Source organism: Amycolatopsis sp. NPDC049253 (genome assembly GCF_040678995.1).
Lineage (GTDB): Bacteria > Actinomycetota > Actinomycetes > Mycobacteriales > Pseudonocardiaceae > Amycolatopsis.
Genome location: NZ_JBFAQX010000017.1, coordinates 17673 through 31707, shown reverse-complemented (window position 1 = coordinate 31707; position 14035 = coordinate 17673). Strand labels below are relative to the sequence as shown.

Annotated in this window: 18 protein-coding genes; 3 read left to right on the top strand and 15 right to left on the bottom strand. The window is 71.8% G+C overall.

What is annotated here, in order from left to right; all coding sequences use genetic code 11:
* The first annotated feature begins 28 nt into the window (after nt 1–28).
* On the top strand, nt 29–436 hold the full coding sequence (locus tag AB0K15_RS31120) for an SRPBCC family protein (protein ID WP_364058316.1): 408 nt from the start codon (nt 29–31) through the stop codon (nt 434–436).
* A 58-nt stretch (nt 437–494) separates the two neighbouring features.
* Here AB0K15_RS31120 and AB0K15_RS31115 read toward each other — a convergent pair whose 3' ends face one another.
* From AB0K15_RS31115 to AB0K15_RS31085, 7 genes are all read right to left on the bottom strand, one after another.
* Entirely contained in the window at nt 495–1103 is a 609-nt protein-coding gene (locus AB0K15_RS31115; RefSeq protein WP_364058313.1) for an endonuclease, read from the bottom strand.
* The gene (locus AB0K15_RS31110; protein WP_364058310.1) at nt 1100–1489 is read right to left on the bottom strand and encodes a hypothetical protein; all 390 of its coding nucleotides are present in this window, start codon (nt 1487–1489) and stop codon (nt 1100–1102) included. The genes AB0K15_RS31115 and AB0K15_RS31110 overlap by 4 nt, the downstream gene beginning before the upstream one ends.
* Nucleotides 1490–1528: 39 nt before the next feature.
* Nucleotides 1529–1888, bottom strand: coding sequence for a VOC family protein (locus AB0K15_RS31105; RefSeq protein ID WP_364058307.1), 360 nt, complete (start codon nt 1886–1888; stop codon nt 1529–1531).
* A gap of 90 nt (nt 1889–1978) precedes the next feature.
* Nucleotides 1979–2311: a plasmid stabilization protein gene (locus AB0K15_RS31100; protein ID WP_364058304.1), complete on the bottom strand. Its 333-nt coding sequence runs from the start codon at nt 2309–2311 to the stop codon at nt 1979–1981.
* A 55-nt stretch (nt 2312–2366) separates the two neighbouring features.
* Nucleotides 2367–2504, bottom strand: coding sequence for a hypothetical protein (locus AB0K15_RS31095; RefSeq protein WP_364058301.1), 138 nt, complete (start codon nt 2502–2504; stop codon nt 2367–2369).
* Entirely contained in the window at nt 2501–2665 is a 165-nt protein-coding gene (locus AB0K15_RS31090) for a hypothetical protein (protein WP_364058298.1), read from the bottom strand. Before AB0K15_RS31090 ends, AB0K15_RS31095 begins: the two co-directional genes overlap by 4 nt.
* Before the next feature lie 55 nt (nt 2666–2720).
* A complete protein-coding gene (locus AB0K15_RS31085; protein WP_364058295.1) occupies nt 2721–3188 on the bottom strand; it encodes an SRPBCC family protein in 468 nt (155 codons plus the stop codon).
* A 199-nt stretch (nt 3189–3387) separates the two neighbouring features.
* Here AB0K15_RS31085 and AB0K15_RS31080 point away from each other — a divergent pair, with 199 nt between their 5' ends.
* Complete coding sequence (locus AB0K15_RS31080) at nt 3388–3873, top strand: hypothetical protein (protein ID WP_364058292.1); 486 nt, start codon at nt 3388–3390, stop codon at nt 3871–3873.
* 4 nt (nt 3874–3877) lie between these two features.
* On the opposite strand, the gene AB0K15_RS31075 is transcribed toward AB0K15_RS31080, so the two are convergent.
* Both AB0K15_RS31075 and AB0K15_RS31070 read right to left on the bottom strand, forming a co-directional pair.
* Nucleotides 3878–4711, bottom strand: coding sequence for an alpha/beta hydrolase (locus AB0K15_RS31075; protein ID WP_364058289.1), 834 nt, complete (start codon nt 4709–4711; stop codon nt 3878–3880).
* Between the two features lie 34 nt (nt 4712–4745).
* Nucleotides 4746–5102, bottom strand: coding sequence for an ArsR family transcriptional regulator (locus AB0K15_RS31070; protein ID WP_364058286.1), 357 nt, complete (start codon nt 5100–5102; stop codon nt 4746–4748).
* A 99-nt stretch (nt 5103–5201) separates the two neighbouring features.
* Between AB0K15_RS31070 and AB0K15_RS31065 the strand changes: the two genes are divergently transcribed.
* Complete coding sequence (locus AB0K15_RS31065; protein ID WP_364058283.1) at nt 5202–5966, top strand: SDR family oxidoreductase; 765 nt, start codon at nt 5202–5204, stop codon at nt 5964–5966.
* Here AB0K15_RS31065 and AB0K15_RS31060 read toward each other — a convergent pair.
* From AB0K15_RS31060 to AB0K15_RS31035, 6 genes are read right to left on the bottom strand one after another with little or no spacing between them, the layout of a single operon-like run.
* A complete protein-coding gene (locus tag AB0K15_RS31060; RefSeq protein ID WP_364058280.1) occupies nt 5917–7206 on the bottom strand; it encodes a serine hydrolase domain-containing protein in 1290 nt (429 codons plus the stop codon). The genes AB0K15_RS31065 and AB0K15_RS31060 overlap by 50 nt on opposite strands.
* Complete coding sequence (locus AB0K15_RS31055) at nt 7203–8420, bottom strand: 2Fe-2S iron-sulfur cluster-binding protein (protein WP_364058277.1); 1218 nt, start codon at nt 8418–8420, stop codon at nt 7203–7205. The genes AB0K15_RS31060 and AB0K15_RS31055 overlap by 4 nt, the downstream gene beginning before the upstream one ends.
* On the bottom strand, nt 8417–9250 hold the full coding sequence (locus tag AB0K15_RS31050) for an FAD binding domain-containing protein (protein ID WP_364058274.1): 834 nt from the start codon (nt 9248–9250) through the stop codon (nt 8417–8419). The genes AB0K15_RS31055 and AB0K15_RS31050 overlap by 4 nt, the downstream gene beginning before the upstream one ends.
* Before the next feature lie 3 nt (nt 9251–9253).
* On the bottom strand, nt 9254–10033 hold the full coding sequence (locus AB0K15_RS31045) for an enoyl-CoA hydratase/isomerase family protein (RefSeq protein WP_364058271.1): 780 nt from the start codon (nt 10031–10033) through the stop codon (nt 9254–9256).
* Complete coding sequence (locus tag AB0K15_RS31040; RefSeq protein WP_364058268.1) at nt 10033–12417, bottom strand: xanthine dehydrogenase family protein molybdopterin-binding subunit; 2385 nt, start codon at nt 12415–12417, stop codon at nt 10033–10035. Before AB0K15_RS31040 ends, AB0K15_RS31045 begins: the two co-directional genes overlap by 1 nt.
* The gene (locus AB0K15_RS31035; protein ID WP_364058265.1) at nt 12414–13967 is read right to left on the bottom strand and encodes an AMP-binding protein; all 1554 of its coding nucleotides are present in this window, start codon (nt 13965–13967) and stop codon (nt 12414–12416) included. Before AB0K15_RS31035 ends, AB0K15_RS31040 begins: the two co-directional genes overlap by 4 nt.
* Between the last annotated feature and the right edge of the window lie 68 nt (nt 13968–14035).

Genomic DNA, 14035 nt, shown 5'->3' with positions numbered 1-14035 from the left:
GGTACCCGCCGGGCCAGGAGGTGTTCCCATGACCGACTACCGGCACAGCGCCACGGTGGAACTGCCCGCCGACGAGCTCTTCGCGTACCTGCGCGAGCCGCGCAACCTGCCGCACTATTTCTCGCAGATGCAGGCGGCGCGCCCCGAAGGCGGTGACACCGTCCACGTCGAAGCGGAGGTCCACGGCCGGCACGTGGAAGGCGATGCCTGGCTCAAGGTGGACGAAGGCACCCGCACCCTGTCCTGGGGCGCCGAGGGCCCGGACGACTACCACGGCACCCTCTCGATCGACGAGGCCGGACCCGCCGCCAGCCGCGTGGAGGTGACCTTGAGCAGCGTCCGCGAAGGCCACAGCGGCGAGATCCAGCGCGGCCTCGAAGAGACCGTCGCGGCACTGGCCCACACCGCGGTCGCCGACTCCACAGTGGACCCGTGAGCACTGTGGACCTGTGAGCGGGCGGCGTTGCCGGGTGTGCACCCGGCAACGCCGGCTCTCAGCTCTTGGTGTGGACGTCCACCTGCACGAGGGCGGCGGCGAGGCGGGCCACGTCGTCGCCGGCCACCAGGCCCGCGAGCTTCTCGGGATCAGCCGGCAGCCCGGCCTTCTTCGCACCGGCCAGCGCCCGCTTGCCGAAGTACGGGCGCACCCACGGCCACACGGCCTGGATCTCCTCGCAGAAGATCTGCGCGCCGGTCGGGCCGATACGGGGGAACTCCGTGAGCAGCTTCTTCAGACGCTGCGGCGAGCCGTCGGCGGCTTCGGCGAGGTTGCGCAGGTCGTCCTGGTAGCGCTCGCGCAGGAACTCCGCGCTGTCCACCAGGTAGCGGGCGGTGCTCTCGTCGTAGCGCACGTAGTGCGCGCGCCCCAGCGCGTGGACGGGGTCGGCCCACTCGGAGGCGCGCATGGCCTTCGGGGTCCGCCAGCCCGCCCGCCACAGCTCCTTCGCCGCGTCCACGGCGATGTCGGACCCGATGCGCGCCGACATCAGCGTGGTGAGGACGAGCAGCCGGTACAACGGCTGCGGCTTGTCGGCGAGCTTGATGCCGGCCTGCTCGGCATGGGTGGTTCCGTACTCGGCCAGCACGTCGTCCACTGTGGTCATCCGCCTGGTCCTCCGGTTGCGGCTGCGTGCGATCGGTCCTCAGCGGACGGGTCAGCGCCGCGCGGACGCGATCGACGAACCCGGTCCCGTCCGCACCGGTCGGTCAGGGACAGGTGCGGGCCGAGCGCGCGCCACGGGCGGTAAGGCCCCGTGACGCGGGCGCCGGCGAGGTTGTCCAGCGGTGTCTTGACCACCCAAGGGCCGAGGCGCACGTACAGGCCCTCCGCGTCGAGACGGAGGCCGTTGCGGTCGCCGAGGAAGCGCCGCAGCCACGCGGGGCCGGCGGAGCGGGCCCACATCCGGTGGTGCACTTCGGTGAACCGCGGGCGTTCGGCGGCCTGCCTCGGCCCGGTCGCTTCCAGGGCCGGCCGCTGTTCGCGCTGCATGGACCCTCCTGGGTGCTCGCGTGGGGAAACGGGCGGGGCTCAGCGCCGGGGCAGAACACAGAACTCGTTGCCCTCGGGGTCGGCCAGGACGATCCAGTGCTCGTCGTCCGGGTCGTCGAGGATCTTCGCGCCGAGGGTGACGAGGCGCTCGACCTCGTCGCGCTGCTCGACGGAGCCGGGCGCGACGTCGAGGTGCAGCCGGTTCTTCACTGTCTTGCCCTCGGGCACGGGCTGGAACAGCAGCGACGGCCGGCCGGGCTCCTTGAGCTCGACGTAGGTCAGCCCCTCATGGTCGGTCCAGCGTTCGGTGGCCGGGTAGTCCAGGGCTTCGCGCCAGAACTCGGCCAGTGCCTCGGCGTTGCGGCAGTCGATGGTGACGGCGATCAGCCGGCTGCTCACGAGTGGCCTCCCTCGTCAGGAGAACAGTCCACAGCGGACGCGCCGATCCCGTCGGCAGGGGGCTGCCGACGGGATCGGGCCCGGGCCCTGTCAGCGGCCCAGCGCGTTCTGCAGTTCCTTCTTGGTCATGCTCGAACGGCCCTTGATGTTGCGTTGCTTGGCCTCGTTGTACAGCTGGTCCTTGGTCGGTCCGCCCGGCCCGAGGCCCCGGCCGCTGCGTTCCCCGCCGCGTTGCTGGGGGCTCTTGTCGCGGATCGAGGTCTTGCCGGCGGTGCGGGACTCGCCGGAACGGGCGCGGTTCTTGTTCACCGTGCGGGCGGCGATCTCCTCAGCCCGGGAAGTGCTGGCACCGCGTTCCTTCTGCGACGACTTGATGTGCTCGTACTGACGCTCGCGTTTGTCGCTCCAGGTTTCCTGAGGCACGGCTCCTCCTTCGCTCGTGACCGGCGGATACCCGTTGCGGCGCAGGGCAAACCCGTCAAGAGCCCGACTGCGGGTCGGTGTCGTCGTGCGGGTCCCGCGAGGTGCCCTGCTCGCCGCGGACGGTCTCGCGCCGCTCCTCGGCGGACTCGCCGTAGGGATCGTCGCGTTCTTCGTGCTTTTCCGAGTCGCTCATGGTGAGTCCTCCTGGTGCTCGCCGGAATCCGCCGCCCCGGAACCGGCGCCCATGGGGTCCGGGCGCGAGTCGCGGGCTTCCTGGGCGGCGTCCTTGGCCTCGCTGATCGCGTGGCGCACTTCTTCGAGCTGCTCGTCCAGCTGCTTCTCGTCGGCAGTCATGGGTGGCTCCCTTCCTGCGTGCCGGTTACCACCGCGCACGGGCGGTGAAACCGGCTCAGTGCTGAGGTGGGGGAGCGACGTCGCCGCGCCAGGTGCCGGTCTCGCGGCCGTCGCGGTGCTCGATGAACGTCTTGAACCGCTGCATGTCTTCCTTGACGCGCCGGTCGAGGACGCCGAGCTTGTCGGCCGCCTTCTCGGCGAAGCCGTCGGGGTCCAGCTCCATCTGGGCCGTCACCCGGGTGGTCTCGTCGTCGAGCCGGTGGAACGTGATCACGCCCGCGTGTGTCGGCCCGGAGTCCGACGTCCACGCCACCCGCTCGTCGGGGTGCTGCTCGGTGATCGTCGCGTCGAACTCCCGGGTGACCCCGCCCAGCGCGATCTTCCAGTGCGTGTGCGTGTCGTCGACCTGGCGCACTTCCTCCACGCCGTGCATGAAACGCGGGAACGACTCGAACTGCGTCCACTGGTTGTACGCCGCGGAGACCGGCGCGTGCACGTCCACGAACTCGGTGATGGTGCTCATGGTGCTCCCTTCGTCGTGTGCGTTCCTTCGCGGCCTACCCGGTGCGCGCGGATCGAAACGGCGCCCGCCGGGGTTCATTCACTCTTTCCGGAAGTTACGTCGGAAGCCTGTGCGTCACAGTTCGATTTGTGGTCTGATATGCCTCGCTATCCGGTTTGGCACTCGAGGGGGATGGATGAAAAGCGTGGTTTGGTGGTCTGTGGGCCTGCTGTTCGGGCTGGGGTTGATGGCGCTCGGCCTGTTCGGCACCGGGTCGGCCGGCAAGGTGCTGTGCGGCAGCGACGAGATGCGGCCGGGGCAGACCTGCGAACGGACCCAGTACGGCGTGACGTCGAGCGAGACCTACGAAGAGAAGCTGCAGGAGTCGATCGACGACGCGAAGACCTTCGAGGGCGGCGGCCGCTGGGTCACCTTCGGGATCGGCGCGGGGATCGCGGCCGCGTGCGGGTGGCGGCTGGTCGTCGCGATCCGGCGACGGGCCAACCGGGGCGCCGCTCCGGTTTCTCAGCCTGTGCCAGGCCAGCAGGCCGGCTTCGCTCCGCCGCCTGGATTCCCTCCCGCGCCTGCGTTTCCGCAGTCGCCGCCGCAGGGGTACCCGCAGCAGCCGGGATTCCCGCCACCGCAGGGGTTTCAGCAGGCTCCGCCGCCGGGCTACCAGCAGCCGCGCCCTCCGTATCAGCAGTAGCGGCTCAGGCCGCCGCGGGCAGGAACTCCCGCAGTACCTCCGCCAGGCGGTCCGGCTGGTCTTCCGGGACGAGCGTCCACGAGTCGGCGATCTCGACGAGCCGGCCGCCCGGGAAGAGTTCCGCCAGGCGGCGGCCGTGGGAGACCGGCATCATGCGGTCCTCCGGCGCCCACACGACCAGCACCGGGCGGTCGAAGTCGGACAGCCGGGCGGTCCAGCGCAGCAGGACGTCGCGGTCCGGAGTGGACACGGCGAACTTCGCGAGGTCGCGGCGGATCGCGCGGTCGCGGGTGGCCGGGGCGAACCAGTCGTCGAGCACGGGGTCGGGGATGCCGTGCTTGGCGAGCCCGCCGTAGGTCTTTTCGTTGTGGCGGAAGAACTTCGTGCGCAACAGGCGCATGAGGAGCCAGACGCTGCCGGGCGCTCGGGCCAGGAGCGCCAGTGGCCGGGCGGGCGGCGGCGGGAAGTTGTCGAACGCCTCGCACGCGACGAGCACGAGCCGGCCGACGCGGTCGGCACGGCCTTCGGACACGAGGAACTGCGGGCCGCCCCAGTCGTTGAGGACGAGGGTGACGTCGGTGAGACCGAGGCGCGCCAGGAACTCGCCGAGCAGCAGCGCCTGGCCGCGCTGGGAGAGGTCCGCGTCCCGGTGCATCGGCTTGCGGTGGGCGCCGAGGGGGAGCGTCGGGAGCACGCACCGGTAGCCGGGCAGCAGCGGGACGACCTTGCGCCACTGCGTCTCGTTCATCGGAAAGCCGTGCGTGAACACGACCACGGGCCCGGCCCCGCCGGTGTCGACGTAGTCGATCGGCCCGGCGGACAGCTCGATCGTCGGCATGGCACCTCCCGCTAGAGCGATCGCTCTAGTCAGGCTAGGGGCGCGGGGCGGTCCTGTCGAGCGCGGGCGCTTCGCCGATCCGCTCCTCGTCGGCGGCGTTCAGCACCGCGTCGAGAAGGCCGGGAAACCGCTGGTCGAGTGCGGTGCGGCGGAGGGTGACGAAGCAGCGTGTGCCGTCTTCGCGGGTTTCGGTGACGCCGGCACCGCGAAGGGTTTTCAGGTGGTGGCTGAGCGTCGACTTCGCGACGGGTGCGCGCAGGTCGCCCCACTTGCGTTCGGCGCCGTCGGCGAGCTGGCGCACCAGGCCGAGGCGGACGGAGTCGCTCAAGGCGGAGAGCACCTCGGCCAGCTTCATGTCCTCGGGCGCCGGCGGGGGCGTCGGGTGCCTCATGCGGATCCGTTCGTCGGGGGAGTGCCGCCCGTCATTCTACGATGGCCGAACAACGTGCTACGTTCGACGTTCGCAGAACATCGAATGAAGGAGCAGCCCGTGGACCCGACGTCGAGCGAGCTGTCCGGACACGTCGTGATCGTCACCGGCGCCGGCTCGGGCATCGGCCGCGCGAGTGCGGAGGCGTTCGCGCACGCGGGGGCGAAGGTCCTCGTCGTCGGCCGGCGCGCCGACGCCCTCGCCGAGACCGCCGCCCGGCATCCGGCGATCGAGGTCCACCAGGCCGACCTGGCGCACACCGGGGCCGCGGAGTCCGTTGTGGACGCCGCGCTGCATCGCTGGGGCCGGCTCGACGTGCTGGTCAACAACGCCGGCATCTTCACCGGGATGTCGCTGGCCGAGACCACCGCCGAGGGGATCGAGCGCCTGTTCGCCGTCAACGTCGTCGCGCCGAGCCTGCTCGCGCGAGCCGCGCTGAAGCCGCTGCGGGAAAGCCGGGGGTCGATCGTCAACGTCTCCAGCACCTTCGGCCACCGCCCGCTGGCCGGCGCGGCCCACTACGGTGCGTCGAAGGCGGCTGTCGAATCCCTCACGCGCAGCTGGGCGCTCGAGCTGGCGCCCGGTGGTGTGCGTGTCAACGCGGTCGCCCCCGGGCCGACGGAGAGCGAAGCGCTGGTGTCCGCGGGGCTGTCGCCGGAGGAGGTCGACCGCGTCAAGGCGGCCGAGGCCGAGCGCATTCCGCTGGGCCGCCGCGGTCGTCCGGCCGACGTGGCCGCGTGGGTCGTCCGGCTGGCCGACCCGCACGCGGCGTGGCTCACCGGGCAGGTCCTCGCCGTGGACGGCGGGCTGGCGCTGGCCGCTTGAGCCGGGGGCGGTCGGGCGACTCCGGCCGGATGGTCGCGGCACCCGGCCGGGGACGGCGCCGCTTCAGGGACGAGTCCCGCAAGATCGTCGCGTACAGCGCCCGCTCGAAGTTCTCGTACAGCTCGACGAACGGCGGCGGCACGAACGGCAGCGACTGGCTGTAGATCGCGCCCGTCACGCGGTTCACCGGATCCACCCAGAAGAACGAGTTGCACAGCCCGGCCCACGTCCCGCTGCCCGCGGCGCGCATACCGGGCCGCTGCTCGCTGTTGAGCACGAGTCCCAGTCCCCACTTGTGGCCCGGCCCCGCGGCGAAGTCGAACGACGACGTCGGGTCCGCGGTCGAGATGCGCGCCGGGAAGTCCAGGTCGCCGATCTGGTTGGTGAACGCGGCGTCCACAGTGGAGCGTTCCAGCACCTTTGTGCCGTCGAGCGTGCCGCCGCCCAGCAGCATCCGCTGGAACTTGAGGTAGTCGCGCGGCGTGGAGTACAGGCCGTGGCCGCCGGCCCAGTACTCGGGCTGCTCGGGGATGTTGATGTCGGTGGCCACCCACTTGCCGTCCTCGCCCAGGACGTGCACCGGGGCCAGGTTGGCGCGCTGCGAGCCGGTCGGGGCGAACGACGTCTCGGTCATCCCCAGCGGCCCCGTGATGTGTTCCTTGAAGAACACGTCCAACGTCACCCCGGCGACGGCTTCGACCACCTGGCCCAGCCAGTCGGTGTTGGTGCCGTACTCGACCTTCGTGCCGGGGTCGGCGACCATCGGGGCGGTCAGCACGATCTTCCGGCCCGACAGCACGTTGGGAACGCCGGTGGCCCGCTCCCACTTCACGATGTCGCCGTTCCAGAACCAGTAGCTCAGGCCCGAGGTGTGCGTCATCAGCTGCCGCACGGTCGCCTGCGAGGCCGGCGCCCGCAGCTTCGCCCGGTCGCCGTCGAAACCTTCGAGCACCTTCATCTCGGCGAACTCGGGCCGGTACCGCTCGACCGGCGCGTCGAGGTCGAGCTGCCCTTGGTCGGCCAGCTTCAACGCCGCGGTGGTCGTGACCATCTTCGTCATCGACATGATGCGGAAGTGCGTGTCCGCGGACGCCGGGTCGGCGCTGCCGGCGGCGCGCGGGCCGGCGGCGCCTTCGTAGCTGATGCCGTTGTCGTCGGCGGCGATGGCCACGACGTTGGGCACGTCGCCGGAGTCGACGGCGTCGCTCAGGATCTTGTCGATCGGGGCGGTCGAACTCATCGTTGAGTCCGTTTCGGATGTGTGGGTGGGTTGTGCTCGGCCCGGCGCAGGTGCCGGCCCCATTCCCGGGCTTTCGCCGCGAGAGTGGCTGCGAGGAGGGCCAGTGCGCCCGGCGGCTTCGTTGCCGTCGTACGCACCCCGGACACCGCGGTCTCCTCCACGGCCGCGGCGAAATGCTCGAACATGCGCCGGCTGACGTCGCCGGCCAGCGCCCGGCCGAACTGCGCGATCCGGCCGGTCAGGTACACCTGCGCGGTCGCCCGCAGCCGTGTCCCGGCACCGGCTTCCTCCGCGACGAGCAGGATGTCGGCCTGGGTGCGCCCGCCCCCGGCGTCCTCGCCCTGGCCGATCACCCGCAGGCGGTGCGCGTCGGCGTGGCGTTCGGTCACTTGCGCCAGCCCCGCGAACGACAGCCGGATCGGCCCGACGGAGACCCGCGCGCGGCCGCGGTACCGGTCCTCGCCGAGGTGCTCGGTGATCTCCGCGCCGGGCAGGCACGCGGCGACGAGGTCGATGTCGTCGAGCACCGCCCACGTCTTCTCCAGCGGCACGGTGAGCTCGTGGGTGACCTCGACCGTGAACGTCGGGTCCCCTTGCGGCAGCTCGATCTCCCGGACACCCGTCGCTTCGGGCGCGGCCTTGGCGCCGGGCTTGGCCGCGGTGTGGCCCATCAGCACGTGCTGCCCGCAGTTGCGCGGCTCGGGGATGCCGTCGCGGTGCGCACCGGCCACTTCGGACACCGCGGAGAGGATGTTGCGGTACCCCGTGCACCGGCACAGCACGCCGGACAGCTCCACGGGCAGGTCCTCCTCGGCGACGTCCGGCTTGTGCGCCAGCAGGTCGTAGGAGCTGAGCAGGAACCCCGGGGTGCAGAACCCGCACTGCAGTGCGTGGTGCGCGCCGAACGCCTCCTGCAACGGGTGCAGGTCGTCCGGGCGGCCGAGGCCTTCGACCGTCACGATGTCCGCGCCGTCGAGCTGGCAGGCGAACAGCAGGCACGCGCGGGCGGCGGAGCCGTTGATCAGCACCGTGCACATCCCGCACACGCCGTGCTCGCAGCCCAGGTGCGTGCCGGTGAGGCCGAGGTGGTCGCGCAGCGCGTCGGCGAGCGTCACGCGCGCGGGCAGCGACAGCGTCACCTCCGTGCCGTTCACGGTCATCGTCACGTCGACGGGCTCGCCGGCCTCCGCGCGGACCGGCCGCGGCAGCGTCATGCCGATCCTCCTTCCGCCGCTCGCCGGGCCCGGGCCAGCTCGCGCACGGCCAGTGCCGCCACGAGCCGCTGCCGGTACTCGCGCGAGCCGTGGGTGTCACCCGCGGTGTCCACGAGGCCGCGGGCCAGTTCGGCCACCTCGTCGTCGCCGAGGCCGGTGACGTCGCGCGTGACCGGACGATCGGACACCCCGAACGCGGTGAGCACGGCTTCCCCGTCGCCGGCCCGGACCCGCGTGGCCACCCCGGCCAGCGCGAAGTCCCCGTGGCGGCGCGCGATCTCGGCGAACCCGAAACCCTCACCCGGGCTGGCCACGGGGAAGCGCACCGCGGCCAGCACGTCCTCGGCGCCGACCGAGGTGGCCATGGCGCCGTGGAAGAACTCGGCCGCGGTCACGGTGCGCCGGCCGCCCGGACCGGCGATCTCGAGCGACGCGCCCAGGCAGCAGGCCACGGCGGGCAGCTCGGCGGCGGGGTCGGCGTGCGCGATGCTGCCGCACACCGTGCCGCGGCTGCGCAGCTCGCGGTGCCCGATCCACGGCAGCGCCAGGCGCAGCAGGGGCACGGCCGTGGCGAGCGGATGCCCTTCCAACGCCCGCTGGCGCACCAGGGCCCCGATCGCGAGCTCGTCGCCCTCGCGGCGGACGAAGTCCAGTTCGGACAGTGCCCCGATGTCGACCACGGTGGACGGACGTGCCAGCCGCATCGCCAGGATCGGCACCAGCGACTGGCCGCCCGCGAGCACCTTGCCCTCACCGGCGCTGCGCACGAGCTCGGCGACGGCGTCGTCGAGCGTCGCGGGCCGGACGTAGGCGAACGGTGCGGCTTTCACGGCTCAGCGCCCCTGGAACTTCGCGGGCCGCTTCTCGGTGAACGCCGCCACGCCCTCGGCGAAGTCGTGGCTCGCCCGCAGCATCGCGTACGCCTTGCGTTCCAGCTCGATGCCGGTGTAGAGCGGCCCGTCGACGCCCTTGTCGAGCACCTCCTTGGCGGTGCGCGCCGCCATGGGCGAGTAGCCCAGCAGCGTCTCGACGACCTTGTCCGTCTCCGCGTACAGCTCGTCGCGGTCGGCCGCGAGCTTGGCCACCAGCCCCCAGTCCAGCGCCTGCTCGCCGGTGATCCGCTCGGCGGTGAGGATGTGGAACTTGGCGCGCGACAGCCCGATCAGCCGTGCAAGCCGTTGCGTGCCGCCGCTGCCGGGGATCATGCCGAGCTTCATCTCGGGCAGCGCGAACCGGCTGCGCGGCGTGGCCAGCCGGATGTCCGTGGACAGCACGAGCTCCAGCCCCACGCCGAAGCAGTAGCCGTCGACGGCGGCGACCACGATCTTCTTGCTGCGCGAGGGCGCCGTGACGTTGTGGCCGAGGTCGGTGAAGTCCACCGGCTCGACCTCCATGAAGCCCGGGATGTCGCCGCCCGACGAGAAGTGTTCGCCGTCGGATTTCAGCACCACCACGCGCACGTCGTCGTCGGCGTCGATCTCGGCGAACAGCTCCGCCATCCGCTGCCGCATCTCCCACGTGATGATCGTGAAGCGGCCGTGGGAGAGCGTCAGCTCGGCGACCTGCCCGTCGTGGGTGCGGCCGAGCCGGATCTCGCCTCCGGTGAGCGCCATCAGGCCTTCCTTTCCAGTAGTTCGTGCACGACGTTGCCGTGCAGGGGCAGGGTCGTGACCTCGATGCCGAGCGCGTCGGTGACCGCGTTGGCGATCGCCACCGGCAGGCTCATGCTCGACCCCTCGCCGCAGCCCTTCGCGCCGAGCGTGGTGAACGGCGAGGGCGTCTCGAGGTGGTCGCTGATCAGCGGGTAGCCGGCCTCCGCGCTGGTGGGGCAGAGGTAGTCCATGAAGGTCGCCGACGTGGGCTGGCCCGAATCGGCGTAGCGGAGCTCTTCGTACAGCGCGCCGCCGAGCGCGTGCGCGAGAGCGCCGTGCACCTGGCCTTCCAGCAGCTTCGGGCTCAGGATCGTGCCGGCGTCGTGCACCGTCGACACCAGCTCGACCTGCACGGCGAGGCTCACCGGGTCGATCCGCACGGCGACCAGCTCGGCGACGAAGCCGTAGCAGAGGCTGGAGTTGATCTGGTCCCCTGTGGACGGTGCCTTGGCCTGGGGCGGGTTGAACGCCGCCTCTTCGTACAGCCGCGCCGGCACCCCTTCCGGCAGCGACCCGGGGTCCCAGTGCACCAACCCGGCGGCGTGCCGGAACGCCACGCGCCGATCGGGCACGTCGCGCTTGCGCACGAACCCGGCGGCCAGTTCCAGCTCGGCCGGATCCGTGTCGAGCAGCACGCCGGCCGCGGCCTGGATCGTCTCGGCGATCTTGTCAGCCGCCGCGACGAGCGCGCTGGTGAGCAGGGGAGCGAAACGCGAGGAGTAGCTGCCGGAGGTGATCGTCCACGGTGTGGTGGCCGTGTCCATCTCGACCACCGGCCGCACGGACTCCTGCGGCAGCCCCAGCCGCCGCGCCACGATCTGGCGCGCGACGGTGGCGTGTCCCTGGCCCTGCGGCACGGTGCCCAGCAGCACCGACACCACGCCCTGCGGGTCGACGCTGATCCGGACGTGCTCCGTGCTGCCGGATTTGCCGCGCCCGGTCGCGCGCTGCTCGGCCGGGGTGGCGAGGCCGACGTAGCCGATGTTGGTGGCCGACGGGTCGACGATGGTCGCCATGCCGATGCCGAAGTACTCCCCGGCTTCGCGCGCCTGACGCTGACGCACCCGCAGTTTGTCGTAGTCGGCGTTGCGCAGGGCCAGTTCGAACGCCCGCGGGTAGTCGCCCGAGTCGTACACGCCGCCGCTGGGCGTGTGGTACGGGAACGAGCCGGCCTGGATCAGGTTGCGCCGCCGGATCTCCGCGGGGTCGAGGTCGAGCTCACGGGCGACGCGGTCCATGATCCGCTCGAGCCCGAAGTAGAGCTGCTGGCCGCCGAAGCCGCGGTTGAGGCCGGTGGGTGTCTTGTTCGTGACCACCGCTCGCGCCCGGATCGCCACCGCGCCGATGCCGTACGCGCCGGTGATGTTGCCGAAGCAGCGGTAGAGCGTGCTGGGCTCGGGCGGGCGCAGGTACGCGCCGACGTTGTCGACGAGGTCCGTGCGCAGGGCCTCGACCTTGCCGTCGGCGTCGACGGCGGCCTCGAACCGCATCCACCGGTCCGAGCCGGCCGAGCTCGACAGCAGGTGCTCCACGCGGTCCTCGGTCCAGCGCACGGGCCGGCCGCAATGCTTGCTGGCCAAGGCCATCAGCGCGACGTAGGGGTAGATGCCCGACTTGATGCCGAAGCTGCCGCCGATGTCCGCGGGCACGCGCAGCCGCACCCGTGACGTCGGCAGCCCGAGGCCCGCCGCCAGCACCGGGACCATGGAGAACGGCCCGTGGAAATTGGCCCACGCGGTGACACCCGGCCCGTCGACGTCCTCCACCCACTCCGCGACGACCGAGTAGCACTCCATGGGCGCCGACGTGTAGCGCGGGAACCGGTACTCGCCGGTCACCACGTGCGCGGCGCCGGCGAAGATCTCGTCGACGGGACCGAAGCCGAACGTGCGGTCGGTGGCGACGTTGCTGCCCAGCTCTTCGTGCAGCAGCGGAGCGTCCTCGGCGATCGCGCGCGTGGCGTCGACCACGGGCGGCAGCGGCTCGTAGTCCACTTCGACCAGTTCCGCAGCGTCCTCGGCCGTGTAGCGGTCGGTCGCGACGACGACGGCCACCGGTTCGCCGACGAACCGCACCTTGTCGGTTCCGGTGGGGTAGTAGCGGATCGGCGTCTTGAGCGAGAGCGGGAACGGCTTCAGCCCCGCGAGCACGTCGTCCGGCCCGAGGACCACGGCGACGCCGGGGTGGGCCCGGGCGCGCGACAGCTCGACGGACCGGATGCGCGCGTGCGGGTGCGGGCTGCGCACGACCGCCGCGACCAGCGAACCGCGCATCGGGTCGAGGTCGTCGAGGAACTTCCCCTTGCCGCACAGCAACGGGACGTCTTCGATCCGGGCCGCGGTCATGCGCGCTCCTTGCCGGGGACGAGCTGAGCCAGCTGCCGGTAGTGGCCCGCGGTGAGCTCGCGGCGCAGGATCTTGCCGACGGCCGACTTGGGGATGCCGGCCACGGCCAGGTAGCGCTTGGGCCGCTTCAGCGACGGCAGTCCCGAGTGTTCTCGGGCGTAGGATTCCAGCTGCGCCAGCGTTTCCTCGGGCCGGTGCCCGGCCTCGGGCACGACGAACGCCGTGACCGCGCTGCCCCAGCGGTCGTCCGGCAGCCCGGCGACCACGATCTCGGCGACGGCCGGGCAGCGCACGAGGGTGTCTTCGATGTCCTCGGGGTAGATGTTCTCGCCGCCGGAGTTGATCATGTCGTCGACGCGGCCCGCGACCCACAGGTCGCCGTCCTCGTCCTCGGTCGCGAGGTCGCCGGTGAAGTACCAGCCGGCGCGCAGCGACTTCGCGTCGGCGTCGGGCCGGTGCCAGTACCCGCTGAACGCTTCCGGGCTCTCGAGCGACACCGCCACCTGGCCCGGTTCGCCCGGCGCCACGACGTCGTCCGGGGACGCGCCTTCGGCCGGGCTGACCAGGCGGACGCGGGAGAAGACCCCGGCGCGGCCGGCGCAGCCCGGTTTGCGGCGCACGTCGGGCCCGATCGTGAAGGTGTAGATCTCAGTGCTGCCGAAGTGGTTGACGAACACGTCCGGGTGAAGGTCGGCGTCGAGCCGCTCGGCGAGAGCGGGGGTCATCGACGCGCCCGCGTAGGCGAGGCGGCGCACGGACTTCGCCTCCGGCAACCGTCCTGTGTGGACCAGTGACCAGTACGCCGTGGGCACCAGGTAGAGCGCGCTCACGTCCTCCTGGGTGATGAGCTCCAGCGACTCCTCGGCGTCGAACTTCTCCTGCGGCACCCAGGTGCCCGCCGCGACGATGCTCGCCAGCAGTGCGCGCATGCCCATCGTGTGGAACATCGGCATCACGCCGAGGGCGACCTCGCCGGTGCGGTGCTGGGTCTGGATCAGGTGCGCCACCGCGGCCGCGTGCTCGGCGGAGTGGCGGCGCGGCACGCCTTTCGGCCGGCCCGTGGTGCCCGACGTGTAGAGCATGACGCTCGTGTCGCCCTCGGCCGGTTGGTGCTTCGGTGCGGGGGAGTCGAGCAGCCGGGCCAGCGGCGTCACCCGCTCGGGCGCGTCCAGCGCGGCTCCGGAGTGTGCGCGGGCCGGCAGCTCGGCGAGGCCGGCGACCGTCGGGTCGGTGGTGCTGTCGGTGACCAGGAGCGTGGGGGAGCAGTCGCGCAGGCAGTAGGCCACGTCGTCGGCGCTGAAGCGCGTGGACAGCGGAACGGAGATCGCGCCCGTCTTCTGCACGGCGAGGTGCAGGCTCGCGAGCGGCTCACCGCCCGCGAGCAGGAGGGCGACGTGATCGCCGGGGCGTACCCCCAGCCGGGTCAGCGCGCCGGCGAGGCGGTCGGTGCGGTCGTCCCATTGGGCGTAGGTCATCGGGTGCCGGCCGCCCACGGCCCGGCGATGCGGATAGCGCTCCGCCGTCCAGCGGAACGATCTCACCAAGTCCATCGTCGCACTCCCGGAGATCGATAGTCCGAATCGCATCGTCTGTTTCGGACCATGGGCGAAATTACGGT